The 12,790-nt window shown below is 71.6% G+C and carries 11 protein-coding genes; 4 read left to right on the forward strand and 7 right to left on the reverse strand.

The features are described from left to right. Positions 1–14: 14 nt before the first annotated feature. The 4 genes from cydC to Q9R08_RS17000 all read right to left on the reverse strand — a co-directional run bounded on the left by cydC (position 15) and on the right by Q9R08_RS17000 (position 6,038). Positions 15–1,697: a thiol reductant ABC exporter subunit CydC gene (gene cydC, locus Q9R08_RS16985; protein ID WP_308869327.1), complete on the reverse strand. Its 1,683-nt coding sequence runs from the start codon at positions 1,695–1,697 to the stop codon at positions 15–17. Next, a complete protein-coding gene (cydD, locus tag Q9R08_RS16990) occupies positions 1,694–3,442 on the reverse strand; it encodes a thiol reductant ABC exporter subunit CydD (protein WP_308869328.1) in 1,749 nt (582 codons plus the stop codon). The genes cydC and cydD overlap by 4 nt, the downstream gene beginning before the upstream one ends. A 97-nt stretch (positions 3,443–3,539) precedes the next feature. Beyond that, on the reverse strand, positions 3,540–4,574 hold the full coding sequence (cydB, locus tag Q9R08_RS16995; protein WP_308869329.1) for a cytochrome d ubiquinol oxidase subunit II: 1,035 nt from the start codon (positions 4,572–4,574) through the stop codon (positions 3,540–3,542). Positions 4,575–4,592: 18 nt separating this feature from the next. Next, positions 4,593–6,038, reverse strand: a complete 1,446-nt coding sequence (locus Q9R08_RS17000) for a cytochrome ubiquinol oxidase subunit I (RefSeq protein ID WP_308869330.1) — start codon at positions 6,036–6,038, stop codon at positions 4,593–4,595. A 231-nt stretch (positions 6,039–6,269) separates the two neighbouring features. Between Q9R08_RS17000 and moaA the strand changes: the two genes are divergently transcribed. Together moaA and fdhD are read left to right on the forward strand one after the other, a co-directional pair. Then, positions 6,270–7,391, forward strand: a complete 1,122-nt coding sequence (gene moaA / locus Q9R08_RS17005) for a GTP 3',8-cyclase MoaA (protein WP_308869331.1) — start codon at positions 6,270–6,272, stop codon at positions 7,389–7,391. A gap of 1 nt (position 7,392) precedes the next feature. Continuing rightward, positions 7,393–8,310 (forward strand): formate dehydrogenase accessory sulfurtransferase FdhD, encoded by a 918-nt coding sequence (fdhD, locus tag Q9R08_RS17010; protein ID WP_308869332.1) that lies wholly within the window; start codon positions 7,393–7,395, stop codon positions 8,308–8,310. 6 nt (positions 8,311–8,316) lie between these two features. On the opposite strand, the gene Q9R08_RS17015 is transcribed toward fdhD, so the two are convergent. The 3 genes from Q9R08_RS17015 to Q9R08_RS17025 all read right to left on the reverse strand — a co-directional run bounded on the left by Q9R08_RS17015 (position 8,317) and on the right by Q9R08_RS17025 (position 10,056). Further along, positions 8,317–8,925 (reverse strand): ArsR family transcriptional regulator, encoded by a 609-nt coding sequence (locus Q9R08_RS17015; RefSeq protein ID WP_308869333.1) that lies wholly within the window; start codon positions 8,923–8,925, stop codon positions 8,317–8,319. A 60-nt stretch (positions 8,926–8,985) separates the two neighbouring features. After that, on the reverse strand, positions 8,986–9,360 hold the full coding sequence (locus tag Q9R08_RS17020) for a hypothetical protein (protein ID WP_308869334.1): 375 nt from the start codon (positions 9,358–9,360) through the stop codon (positions 8,986–8,988). 111 nt (positions 9,361–9,471) lie between these two features. Then, positions 9,472–10,056, reverse strand: a complete 585-nt coding sequence (locus Q9R08_RS17025; protein ID WP_308869335.1) for a Dps family protein — start codon at positions 10,054–10,056, stop codon at positions 9,472–9,474. Between the two features lie 196 nt (positions 10,057–10,252). Here Q9R08_RS17025 and Q9R08_RS17030 point away from each other — a divergent pair, with 196 nt between their 5' ends. After that, positions 10,253–11,656 carry an amidase gene (locus Q9R08_RS17030; protein ID WP_308869336.1) on the forward strand — a complete coding sequence of 468 codons (1,404 nt, stop codon included), beginning with the start codon at positions 10,253–10,255 and terminating at the stop codon, positions 11,654–11,656. 110 nt (positions 11,657–11,766) lie between these two features. Beyond that, positions 11,767–12,756 (forward strand): SDR family oxidoreductase, encoded by a 990-nt coding sequence (locus Q9R08_RS17035; protein ID WP_308869337.1) that lies wholly within the window; start codon positions 11,767–11,769, stop codon positions 12,754–12,756. Positions 12,757–12,790: the final 34 nt, after the last annotated feature.

Raw genomic sequence — 12,790 nt, forward strand, 5'->3', positions numbered from 1 at the left:
CGCGGCGGCATCCGTCACACCGCGATGCGGCCGTCCTCGAGGCGCACCACGCGGTCGACGAGCCCGTCGGGGACGGCGACGTGCGAGATCAGCACCACCGCCTGGTCGTCGCGCACGGCGCTCAGCAGGTCGACGAGCAGTCGATCGGATGCCTCGGGGTCGACGCCGGCCGTCGGCTCGTCGAGCACCAGCACGGGGAATCCGCGGAGCAGCGCCCGGGCCAGCGAGATGCGCTGCGCCTGACCGCCCGACACGAGGGCGCCTCGTTCACCGACGCGGGCGTCGAGTCCGCCCCGCTCGCGCAGCCATGCGTCGAGCCCGACCCGGGCGAGCGCCGCCTCGAGCTCGGCATCCGTCGCCGTATCGCGCGCGAACAGCAGGTTCTGCCGGATGTCCTCGTCGAAGAGCATCGGATGCTGCTCGCACAGCCCGACGGTCAGCCGCACGTCGTCGGGGGAGAGGTCGTGGACGGAACGGCGTCCGATGTCGTAGCCGCCGTCGGTGTCGAGGAACCGCACCAGCGCGTGGGCGAGGGTGCTCTTTCCCGCACCGCTCGCCCCCATCACCAGCACGCGCTCGCCGGGACGGATCACGAAGTCGATGTCGTGCAGCGAGGCCTGGGCCGCGCCCGGCCAGCGCACCTCTGCGGCGCGCAGCCGGATGCCGTCGCCGAGCGGGGGAGCGTCGCCGGTGGGCGCGACCGTCTCGGGCGCGAGTTCCGCGGGCGGCCTCGCGGGCACCGCGTCCGCGACGCGCTCGGCCGAAGCCCGCACCTGCCGCCACGCCGAAGCGGCCATGGGAACGGCGGCGAACACCTCGAAGACCGCCATCGGCACCAGCACGACCACGGCGAGCGACGGGCCGGGAAGAGCGCCGGATGCCGCACCCGGCGCGGCCGCGAGCACCGCCGCGATCGAGGCGGTGCCGGCCAGGAGCGAGACGACGGCAGCCGTGCCGGCCTGTGCACCCGAGCGGCGGACCACCGCGCGGCGGAGGCGGGCGTCGGCGCGGGCGATGCGCTCCCGGCTCTGCGCCTCGGCACCGAAGGCGGCGAGCACCTCGAGGCTGCCGATGTGGTCGAGCACGGCGTCCGCGAGGGCCGCTCGCAACGGTGCGATGTCGCGCTCGGCGCGGGCGCCCGACATCCATCCCCACAGCGTCGCGACAGCCGCCGCGACGACGAGGCAGGCGAGCAGGGTCAGCGCCGCCGGCCACCACACGAACGCCACGAGCACGACCGCGCCGAGCGCCACGAGCGCTGACGACACGAGCGGCTGCACGACCCGCAGCGGGAGGTTCTGCAGCTCGTCGACGTCGTCCACGAGCGCCCCGAGCACCGAGCCGCGGCGGGTGCGCGTCAGCCCGTCGGGGGCCAGCGGCACCAGGCGCCGCACCAGGTCGGCGCGGGTCGATGCGAGCTGCCGCAGCGCGGCGTCGTGGCCGGTGAGGCGCTCGAGGTAGCGGAACGCGGCGCGTGCGATCGCGAAGAACCGCACTCCGACCACCGCCGCCGACAGGTAGAGCACAGGGGGCTGCTCGCTTGCGCGCACGATGAGCCACGCGCTCACCGCGAGCAGCGCCACCGCGGAGGCCTCGGAGGCGAAGCCGGCCGCCAGAGCCCACCAGAACCTCCGCGCCGGGGGCATCGCCCCGCGCAGCACCGCCCCCGGCGTCCCCGCCCCGCCGGGCGTGGTCATGCGAGGACCTCGATCGGCTGGAGGCGGACGACGGCATCCGCGATCTGGCGGGCGGACGTGCGGTGAGAGATCAGAAGCACGGTGGCGCCCCGGTCGGCGAGGTGACGAAGGCTGCGCCAGAGCCGCCCCTCCGTCTCGGGATCGAGCGCCGAGCTCGGCTCGTCGAGCGCGATCACCGGCGCCTTCCCGCGCAGGTGCCGGTACAGCGCGCGGGCGACGGCCACGCGCTGGGCCTGCCCGCCCGAGAGGCCGGCGCCCTGGACGCCGAGTTCGAGAGCGGGGTCGAGGGCTCCGGCGCACGCGAGGTCGAGTGCGCGCCGCACGATCTCGCCATCCGGCGCCGGGTCGCCGAGGGTGACGTTGTCGGCGATCGTGCCGGCGAGCAGACCGGGCCGCTGGCCCGCCCACGCGAGCCACCCCGCCGGAGCGAGGTCGCGGACGTCGAGGCCGTTCCACTCCGCTGAGCCGTCGAACGCGGCCGCGCCGCGCAGGGCGGCGAAGAGGCTGGACTTGCCGGCGCCGCTCGGCCCCTCGATGAGGGTGACGGTCGCCGGGGTCGCCGTCAGATCGACGGGCTGCAGAAGCCGTTCTCCGCGTCGCACGCGCACGCCGTCCAGGACGAGCACGCCGTCGCCGGAGGCGCCCGGCCGCTCCACGAACGCCTTTTCGCGCGCGACGCCGTCGCCGGAGGCGCCCGACCGGTCGTCGTCCGCCGCACCGCGGGCAGTCCCGCCTGCGCTTCGCGCACGCTCCCGCGCCGCGTCGAGCACGTCGAACACGTCGTCGGTGGCGGCGATGCCCTCGGCCGCCGCGTGGAACTGCACGCCGACCTGCCGGAGCGGCAGATACGCCTCGGGTGCCAGCAGCAGCACGAACAGGCCGACGGCCAGGGTGAGCGACCCGTCGATGAGTCGGAATCCGATCGACACGGCGACGATCGCGACGGAGATCGACGCCAGGAACTCCAGCGCGAAGCCCGACAGGAACGACACGCGCAGCACGCGCATCGTCTCGCGACGATAGTCGTCGGTGACGCGCTCGATGGACGCCGCCGCGCGATGCTGACGGCCGAAGACCTTGAGCGTCGACAGTCCCTGCACGGTGTCGGCGAACCGCGACGCGAGACGCTGCAGCGTCTGCCACTGCCGCTGCTGCACGGAGCGCGTCGCGAGACCGATGAGCACCATGAAGATCGGGATGAGGGGGAGGGTGAGCAGCACCGTCAGGCCGGAGATCCAGTCCTGCCACCACATCACCGCGACGATCAGCGGCGTCGCCACCACCGTCTGCACGAGCTGCGGCAGGTAGCGGCCGAAGTAGGCCTCGAGGGCGTCGAGGCCGCGCCCGGCGGTGATCGCCAGCGCGGCGGAGTTGCGGACCCCGAGCCACTCGGGCCCCAATGCCCCGATCGCCGCGACGAGCGCCGTGCGCAGCTGGGTCTGCACCCTCGCGGCGGCGCGCGCGGCGACGGCCTCGCGCGTCCACAGCAGCAAGGCGCGCATGGCGACCATGAGCGCGAGGGCGCCGAGCGTCGCCACGAGCTCGGCGGGCGGCATCCCGTCGATCGCTCCGGTGACGGCGCGGGTCAGCAACCAGGCGAACGCCACGATCACGGCCGTCTGCGCCAGCGCGATCGCCCCGATCGCCGCGAAGAACCACCGCGACGCGCTCGCGTACTTCAGCAGCCGCGGGTCGACGGGCTTGCCCGACATCGCGGCCGGGCCGTCGCCGTTGTTCTCGTCCATCGCTCCTTCGACCCTACCGATGCGCCCCGCACTCCCTCTGTTCAAGTGAACTGCCACTGCGGGCAACGGGTGCCGCGGACCGTGGCATACGCGCGGGTCAGTGGGCGGGCGCTGCCGCGGCCGCCTCGATCCGCGAGCGGGTGATGCGCTTGCGGAAGATCCAGTACGTCCAGCCCTGGTAGGCGAGCACGAGCGGAAGGAAGACGAGCGCCGCCCACGACATGATCGTCAGCGTGTAGTCGGTGCTCGAGGCGTTCTCGATCGTGAGCGAGCCGGCAGGGTCGCCGGTCGACGGCATGACGTACGGGAACAGCGCGAACCAGACGGCGAGCACGGCGCTGACGATCGTGAAGGCGCCGAAGCCGAAGGCCCAGCCCTCGCGACCGCGGGCGTTGGAGATCCACGACGCGATGAGCAGCACCGCGGCGACCGCCGAGAGGATCGCGGTCATCAGGGCGAGCTCTCGGCCCTCGCCGAACGCCATGCTCACCGTCCACACCAGGAAGAGGGCGGCGACGATGATCGTCAGGAGGCCGGCGCGGCCCGCCAGCCGGCGCGCATCGGCGGCGACCTGACCGTCGGTCTTCAGCGCGACGAAGTACACGCCGTGCGTGAAGAACAGCAGCAGCGTCGTGAGACCGCCGAGCAGGCCATAGGGGTTCAAGAGGGTCAGGAACGACCCGATGAACTCGTGGTCGGCGTCGAGCGGCACGCCCTGCACGATGTTGGCGACTGCGACGCCCCAGAGCAGCGCCGGGACCGCGGAGCCCACGACGATCATCGTGTCGAAGCCCTTCTTCCACCGCAGCGAGTCGCGCTGGTGGCGGTACTCGAACGAGACGCCGCGCAGGATGAGCGCCAGCAGGATCAGCAGCAGCGCCAGGTAGAACCCGCTGAACAGCGTCGCGTACCACTCGGGGAACGCGGCGAACAGGCAGGCGCCGGCGACGATGACCCACGTCTCGTTGAGATCCCACACGGGACCGATGGTGTTGATGACCTGACGCCGGCTGACATCGTTCTTGCCGAGGAATGGCAGCGACATGCCGACACCGAAGTCGAACCCGTCGAGCACGAAGTAGCCGACGAAGAGGAATCCGACGATCCAGAACCAGAGGTAGGCGAGATCCATGACGTGCTCCTGAAGCTCCTAGTAGACCGTCGTCGGGGTGTCTTCGACCGCCAGGGCGCGCTGATCCGGCGCGCCCGGCTCGGGGAGGGGCTCGGGGCCCTTCTTGGCCGTCTTCACGATGAGTCCGAACTCGACGACCGCGAGCGCCGCATAGATGAGGGTGAACGCGGTCAGCGAGATGAGGACCGTCCAGCCCGGCACCGAGGGCGAGACCCCGTCCTCGGTCAGCATGAGACTGAACACGATCCAGGGCTGACGGCCCATCTCCGTGAAGATCCAGCCCACCAGGATCGCGAGCAGGGATGCCGGCCACGCCCAGATCGCGAGCCGCCAGGCCCACGCCGGCACCTCGCGCGTCGCCTTCTTGCGAGTGAGCCAGAGGCCGACGACCGCGACGAGCGCGGCGACGCCGCCCAGGCCGATCATCCAGCGGAACGCCCAGTAGGTGACCCAGAGGATAGGGGCGAAGTTGCCGTCGACCTGGTCGGCGAACTGCGGGAACATCTCGGTCGTGTACTGCACGTTCAGGTCGTTGATGCCCTCGACGCAGCCGTCGAGCGAGTGGGTCGACAGCAGCGCGAGAAGGTAAGGGACGCGGATCGAGAACAGCTCGCTGCTGCCGTCCGGCGTGCCGAGGGTGAAGATCGAGAATGAGGCATCAGCGCCGCACGCGCTGTCGAACATCGCCTCTGCGGCGGCCATCTTCATGGGCTGGGTGGCGACCATCACGAGACTCAGCTGGTCGCCCGAGATCGCGACGCCCGCGAACGCGGCGATGAGACCCCACAAACCGAACTTCAGCGACGACCGCATCATGTCGACGTTCTGCTTGCGCAGCAGATGCCAGGCAGAGATCGACACGATGACGCCCGCGGTCATCATGAACGCCGCGAACAGGGTGTGCGGCAGGGCCGCCAGAGCGACGGGGTTCGTCAGCACGGCGAGGAAGTCGGTCATCTCGGCGCGCGAGCCGTCTTCGGCCATCTTGAAGCCGACGGGGTTCTGCATGAACGCGTTCGCCGCCAGGATGAAGTAGGCCGAGAACCATGCGCCGATCGTCGCGATCCAGATGCTCGCGAGGTGCAGCGCCTTGGGCAGCTTGTCCCAGCCGAAGATCCACAGGCCGATGAAGGTCGCCTCGAAGAAGAAGGCCATCAGGCCTTCGAAGGCGAGCGGCGCCCCGAACACATCGCCGACGAACCGCGAGTAGGACGACCAGTTCATGCCGAACTGGAACTCCTGGACGATGCCGGTGACGACGCCCATCGCGAAGTTGATGAGGAAGATCTTCCCGAAGAACCTCGTCAGGTGAAGCCACTTCACGTTGCCGGTGCGGAACCACGCGGTCTGGAAGATCGCGACCGTCAGCGCCATGCCGAGCGTGAGCGGCACGAACAGGAAGTGGTACAGCGTCGTGAGGCCGAACTGCCAGCGCGCCAGCAGCAGAGGGTCCAGCAGATCCATGTTGCGCTTCCGATCGTCGGACTGACTGTATGGTCTGACCACACAGTAGCATGTGGTCAGACCACACGGGAGCCGATCTTCGCGATCGTCTCGCGGTCCCACATTCCCAGCAATGGGCGCGTGGCGCGAGCGTGGCGGCCGTGAATAATCCGTCGCACCGGAGCCGTGTGCGCCACCGCGCGACTACCCTCGAAGCATGGCGATCCGGGCAGAGCGATCGGAACCGGGCGCGTGAGTGCGATCCCGGTCACGATCGGGCGTCGGATGCCGCTGGCAGCGGCATCCGAGCGACTCGACGCCTCGGCGCAGGGCGCCGGATCAGCCTCTGGCCGCCCGGTGATCGGGGATGCGCTGGTCGACACGCACGGGCGGGTGCACCGCGATCTGCGGATCTCGCTCACGGACCGCTGCTCGCTGCGGTGCACGTACTGCATGCCCGAGCAGGGCAACGAGTGGCTCGCCAAGACGAGCATCCTGACGCTCGACGAGATCGAGCGCATCGCGCGCGTCGCCGCGGCCGACGGCATCACCACCTTCCGGCTCACGGGAGGCGAGCCGCTGCTGCGCACCGACATCGTCGAGGTGGTGCGCCGCCTCGCCGCCATCACGGGGCCGACCGGCGCTCCGGTCGAGATCGCGATGACGACGAACGGCATCCGCCTTCCGGAACTGCTGCCCGGCCTCATCGAAGCCGGCCTGAACCGCCTGAACATCTCGATCGACACGCTGCGGCGCGACCGCTTCCACGAGCTCACCCGCCGGGACCGGCTCGACGACGTGCTCGAGGGGATCGCGGCGGCCGGGGCCTCGGATCTGCGCCCGCTGAAGCTCAACGCGGTGGCGATGCGCGATGTCAACGACGACGAGCTGGTCGAGCTCGTGGAGTTCGCGATCGCCCACGACGCGCAGATGCGGTTCATCGAGCAGATGCCGCTCGACGCCGGCCACACGTGGGACCGCTCGCGCATGGTCACGCAGGACGAGATCCTGCAGGCGCTCTCCCGGCGCTGGACCCTCGCCCCCGTGCCCGGCAGGGGCGGCGCTCCGGCCGCACGCTGGACGCTCGACGGCGGTCCGCACTCGGTGGGCGTGATCGCATCGGTCACCGCGCCGTTCTGTGGCGACTGCGATCGACTGCGCCTGACCGCCGACGGCCAGCTGCGCAACTGCCTGTTCTCGACGACCGAGTACGACGTCCTGCCGATCCTGCGCGACGGCCGCCCGGCCGACACGGTGGATGCCGGCGTCGACGGGATGCTGCGCTCCTGCGTCCACGGCAAGCTGCCCGGTCATGCGATCAACGATCCTGCGTTCCTGCAGCCCGCGCGCGGGATGAACGCGATCGGCGGCTGACATGGGCCGCCTCACGACGCGCACCCCGGTCACCCGGATCACGCTGAACGACGACGACTCCGCGGTTCGGCGCCGCGCCGACACCCTCGTGGTGGAGGAGCCCCTCGAGATCCGCATCGTCGGCGAGGCGCTGACCGTCACCATGCGCACGCCCGGGCACGACCTCGAGCTCGCCGCCGGTTTCCTGGTGTCGGAGGGCGTCATCGCTGCGAGCGGAGACCTCCGCTCGGCGATCCACTGCGGCGGCCCCGGCACCGGCCCAGCAGCGGCGACGCCGCTGCTGACGATCGGTCCGGCGGCGGTCGGCACACCGGCATCGACGGAGAACACATACAACGTCCTCGACATCGCGCTCGCGCCGGGCCTGGAGCCGCTGATCACCGACATCGCCCGCAACTTCTACACGACCAGCTCGTGCGGAGTGTGCGGCACGGCGTCGATCGAGGCCATCGAGAAGCAGTCCCGCTACGACGTGGCGACGGATGCCGCGGCCGTCGATGCGGCGGTGATCACCACCCTTCCCGACACGCTGCGGGCCGGGCAGGCGGTGTTCGAGAAGACCGGCGGCCTGCACGCCGCGGCACTGTTCGACGCCGCCTCGGGGGAGCTTCTCGTACTCCGCGAGGACGTCGGTCGCCACAACGCCGTCGACAAGGTCGTCGGGTGGGCGGTGCTCGAAGACCGGCTCCCGCTGACCGGGACGGTGCTGCAGGTGTCGGGTCGGGCGAGCTTCGAGCTCGTGCAGAAGGCCGTGATGGCCGGCATCCCGATCCTGTCCGCGGTCTCGGCGCCATCCTCGCTCGCGGTGGAGCTCGCCACAGCCTCGGGGCTCACCCTCGTCGGCTTCGTGCGCGGATCGTCGATGAACGTGTACTCGCGACCCGACCGGGTCCGGGTGCCGGCGCCCTCCCGGCTCTGAGCCGACTCAGCCGCGCACGGCCGCGAGCTGCACAACGCACTGCGTGGGATCGCACGACGGCGCGATGCCCTCGACGCGCAGGGGACCGCCGGCCTGCGCCAGCACGCTCTCCATGAGGCCCACGTGCACGTGACACAGGGTGCCGCGGTGCTCGGCCGCGGGCGCGTGCGGGCAGGGCGTCAGATCGACGGTGAGCGCGTGCTCATCGACGAGCGGATCGAAGCCGGCATCGCCCAGGTCCTCTACGAGCGCGTCGAGCTGATGGAGGGCATCCGCGCCGAGCTCGGCATCCGTGTCGGATCCGTACATGCGGCGCAGCAGGTCTCCGCGCCGCGCGGCAGCCTCGGCCCGGCGGATCGCCACCGGGCTCGACGCCTCGCCGTCGCCGGTCGCCGCCGAGTAGAGCACGCGCGGTCGGCCGCGCGTGGTGCGGCGCTCGGTCTCGGCGATCACGTAGCCGGCGTCCATGAGGCGCTGCACGTGCTCGCGCACCGTGTTGGCGTGCAGGCCCGTCGCCGTGACCAGCTCCGCGACCGTCCGGTGCGGGCGCCCCTGCAGCAGATGCATGATCTCGACGCGGGAGTAGCTCGAGATGGCGCTGTACCCGGCCGTCATGCACCCATTATCGCGGGATGCCGCGACGGATCGGGATCGCGCCGACGCATCCGCGTCGGATCAGAAGAGCTGGCCGAAGATGAGGATCGCGATGAAGAAGAGGGCGAGGATGGCGACGATGATCCCCAGTGTCCGGCCCGACAGCTTCGCGACACCCCACCCGATGAGCACCGGCACGGCGAACAGGAAGATCGCGACGATCCACCAGAACGTCGAGTAGCCCGCGTTGCTGGCCTCTTCGAGGCGGCCGCCGAAGAGCTCCTGCGTCGCGGGGTGGGTGGCGAAGCGCACGGCGATAGAGATGGGGACCGCCACGAACACGAACACGACGAGTCCGATGAGCCAGCCCCAGAGGACGGGGCTGCCGTTGCCCGCGAGGACCCCGCCGTGCAGTTCGGGTTCGGGCTGGTGCTGGTGCTGCTTGCCTGATGCCATGGGCATGACTCTAGTGGCGCGCCGCCTGCGTCGGTCGGAGGTTCCGCCCGGACGTGGCGCTGCCCGCCGGTCCTTTGGGGGAGGAGGCGGGCAGCGTCGGGGCGCCTAGGGTCACCGCCTGGGGGTGCGGTTCTCCGCGCTCACCATCCACGAGAGCTGCTCAACACGCTCGAGGATGGCGTGGAGGACGTCTGCACTCGTGGGGTCTTCTTCGTCGACGGCGTCGTGCACGTCGCGGCAGGTCGCGGCCACGTCGTCCAGTCGTTCCGTCATGAGATCGACGACCTCGTTCGTCGCGATCTCGCCCTGCGGGAACTCCGGCAGGGTGGTGGTCTGCGCGACCACGTCGCTGCGCCCGTCGGGCAGGGCGTGCAGCGACCGCATCCGCTCGGCGACCGTGTCGGCGAAATCGCGGGCTGCCTCGATGATCTCGTCGAGCTGGAGGTGCGTGTCGCGGAAGTTCCGGCCGACCACGTTCCAATGCGCCTGCTTGCCCTGCAGCGAGAGCTCGATGAGGTCGACGAGCACCTTCTGCAGGTTCTCGCTCAGCGTCTCGGACGCCGTGAATCCGCGCTCGGCGTTCTGCTCCGGGGTGAGCGCCGCGCCCACCCCGCCCCGCGCCGTACGGCGACGGCTCTTGGCCGTCGCGTTCGCGCCGCTCTGCGAGGTGCTCTTCTTCGCGGTCGTCGTCGCCACTGTCGCTCCGTTCATGGGGGTGCTCGCTCACGGAACGGCCATCATGGCTCGCCGTTGGGGCACCGGCGTGGGGTCAACCCGCTCTGCGGGTCGCCTCGACATTAACCGCACTCCGTGCAGAAAGCTCGGGGCTTGCTCTTCTCGTCGCTGAGTGCTACTCGTCTCCGGCCGTCTCGCGTGGTGGGATGGGAGCGCCATGACCTCGCCTCACCCCGCCCCCGCGTCCGCGGCCGAGATCGCCGCGGCCGTCCGTGCGGGCGACGTCTCGGCGATCGAGATCGTCCAGGCGCACCTCGAGCGCATCTCCCGCGTCGACCCTGGCCTGAACGCGCTCACCGTCGTCTTCGCCGACCGGTCGCGGGAGGCTGCCGCCGAGGTGGATGCGGCGCTCGCCGCCGGCCGTGACCCGGGGCCGCTCGCGGGCGTGCCGGTCTCGGTGAAGGAGAACATCGACCTCATCTGGTCGGCGACCACGAACGGCTGGCGCGGATTGGCCGGTGCGGTGCCCGCGCGCGACGCGTCGATCGTGAGACGCCTGCGCGAAGCCGGAGCGGTTCCCGTCGGGCGCGGCAACATGCCCGACTTCGGCATGCGGTGGGACACCGACAACGACCTGTTCGGCCGTACCGCGAACCCCTGGAACCGCGAGCGCAGTGCCGGCGGCTCGAGTGGCGGCGACGCCGTTGCCGTCGCGACGGGCATGAGCGCCCTCGGCGTCGGCAACGACTTCGGCGGATCCCTGCGCCTGCCGGCGTACGCCGCCGGCGTGGTGGGGCTTCGTCCCAGCCAGGGCCGGGTGCCGCGTGCGGCCGTGAACGGGCGGCCGGTAGCGCTCACGCTCCAGCAGTTCTCGGTGAACGGACCCCTCGCACGAACGGTCGGTGACGTGGCCCTCGCTCTCGGCGTGATGGAGGGATGGGATGCCGACGACCCGATGTCGTCGACCGCGCCGCCGCTTGCCGACCGCGCGCCGCAGCGCGTCGGAATGGTCCAGCACGCGGCGGGGACCGAGGTGGATCCCGAGGCGGCCGCCGGCGTCGACCGTGCCGCGGCGTCCCTCCGCCGCGCCGGCTGGGACGTCGTCGCCGTCGAGGCCCCGCACCTCGAGGAGGCGGCCGTGCTGTGGCGGCGGTTGTCGTGCACGGACATGCTGATCTCTCTCGACCCCGACGCGCTGGGGGAGCCGCTCGGCCGCTCGGCCACCGCGTTCCTGCGTGACAGCACCGCCGCAGCGCGCCCCTACGAGTCCGCACGCGAGTACGCCGAGGCCTGGGCGCGGCGCGCGGCGATCGCGGCCGATTGGCGCCGCCTGCAGGTCGAGGTTCCCCTCCTGCTCGGCCCCGTCTCGGCGTCGCGCATGCGCGCGCCGGATTACGACCTTGGCGGACGTGAACCGGCCGATCGCGCATGGCGCGACCTGTGGCTCACCGTGGCCGCGAACTTCCTCGGGCTGCCCGCGCTGGCAGTGCCGACGGGCCTCGGCGCCGACGGCATGCCGACCGGTGTGCAGCTCATCGGTCCGTCGTGGGGCGAGCACATCGTCCTCGAGGCGGGCCGTGCGGTCGAGGCGGGGGCCCCGCGGCTGCCGTCGCTCTTCTAGCGCGCCGCGGGTCGGCGCACCAGGATGGGCGAGGCGGGCGGGTCGGTGTGTGCGGCTGTATCAGCACCGCCGAGTCTTCCTCCTCGCAGACGGAGGCGAACGGAGAGCCCATGTCCCGCATGCGCGCGTCACAGGTCGCGCTGCCGGACCTGCGCGGCCGGACGGCACTCGTGACCGGCGCGAGCGACGGCGTCGGGGTCGAGATCGCCCGTGGTCTCGCTGCCGCGGGCGCCGATGTGGTGCTTCCGGTGCGCAATCGCGACAAGGGTGCGCGGGTGATCGACCTGATCCGCACCGACTCGCCAGGCGCCCGCGTGGGTCTTCGCGATCTCGACCTGGCGCGCCTGGCTTCCGTGGACGCGCTCGCCGCTGCGATCCGCACCGAGCGGGCACCGCTGGATATCGTCGTTCTCAACGCGGGCATCGTGCTGCTCGGCGATCCGCAACGCCACGTGAGCGTCGACGGGTTCGAGCTGCATTTCCAGACGAACTTCCTCGGGCACTTCGCACTGACGGCGGCGCTGCTGCCCCTGCTGCGCGAGCGGGGCACACGGATCGTCGTGCAGCTGAGCCTCGCGGCCGCCATCGCCCGGCCGGACTGGAACGACCTCCAGAGCGAGCGCCGCTACTCGCCGCTACGCGCTTACGGTGCGTCGAAGGCGGCGCTCGGGCTGTTCGCGTACGAGCTCGCCCGTCGCTCAGCCGCGGGGAGCTGGGGTATCTCGGTGCAGCTCAGCCACCCGGGCGTCGTGCCCGACACCGGGATCGCGCCGGCCCTGCGTGCACGTCAGCGCAGCGGTGGTGCGCGCCAACTCGCGCAGCGACTGGGCAACACCCCTGCGCGAGCGGCGCAGCCGGCGCTGCTGGCGGCGGTGACGGATGCCGTCGCGCCCGCCGCTGACGCGTCGCGCGGACCCTACGGCCGCCCTGGTCACGCGGCCTCCCCGGGGTTCTTCGGCCCGTCGGGACTGCTGCATCTCGGTGGACCGGCGGACGCGTTGCGCCCGTACCGGAGGCTCGCCGACCCGGTGGCCGGCGCGCGCATGTGGGCGGTCGCCGAGAAGCTGCTGCGCGATCGGACCGACGCCGTGAGCGCCTGAACGGCTGCCGCACCGGCACGCCGGGCGCTCCGGA

The organism is Microbacterium psychrotolerans (assembly GCF_031085295.1).
Taxonomy (GTDB): Bacteria; Actinomycetota; Actinomycetes; order Actinomycetales; family Microbacteriaceae; genus Microbacterium; species Microbacterium psychrotolerans.

Bases quoted from the DNA above. Each gene is read 5' to 3' on its own strand.
- fdhD (WP_308869332.1), top strand. From the start codon at position 7,393: ATGGGCCGCCTCACGACGCGCACCCCGGTCACCCGGATCACGCTGAAC.
- Q9R08_RS17030 (WP_308869336.1), top strand. From the start codon at position 10,253: ATGACCTCGCCTCACCCCGCCCCCGCGTCCGCGGCCGAGATCGCCGCG.
- cydC (WP_308869327.1), bottom strand. From the start codon at position 1,697: ATGACCACGCCCGGCGGGGCGGGGACGCCGGGGGCGGTGCTGCGCGGG.
- Q9R08_RS17000 (WP_308869330.1), bottom strand. From the start codon at position 6,038: ATGGATCTGCTGGACCCTCTGCTGCTGGCGCGCTGGCAGTTCGGCCTC.
- Q9R08_RS17020 (WP_308869334.1), bottom strand. From the start codon at position 9,360: ATGGCATCAGGCAAGCAGCACCAGCACCAGCCCGAACCCGAACTGCAC.
- Q9R08_RS17035 (WP_308869337.1), top strand. From the start codon at position 11,767: ATGTCCCGCATGCGCGCGTCACAGGTCGCGCTGCCGGACCTGCGCGGC.
- cydD (WP_308869328.1), bottom strand. From the start codon at position 3,442: ATGGACGAGAACAACGGCGACGGCCCGGCCGCGATGTCGGGCAAGCCC.
- Q9R08_RS17015 (WP_308869333.1), bottom strand. From the start codon at position 8,925: ATGACGGCCGGGTACAGCGCCATCTCGAGCTACTCCCGCGTCGAGATC.
- cydB (WP_308869329.1), bottom strand. From the start codon at position 4,574: ATGGATCTCGCCTACCTCTGGTTCTGGATCGTCGGATTCCTCTTCGTC.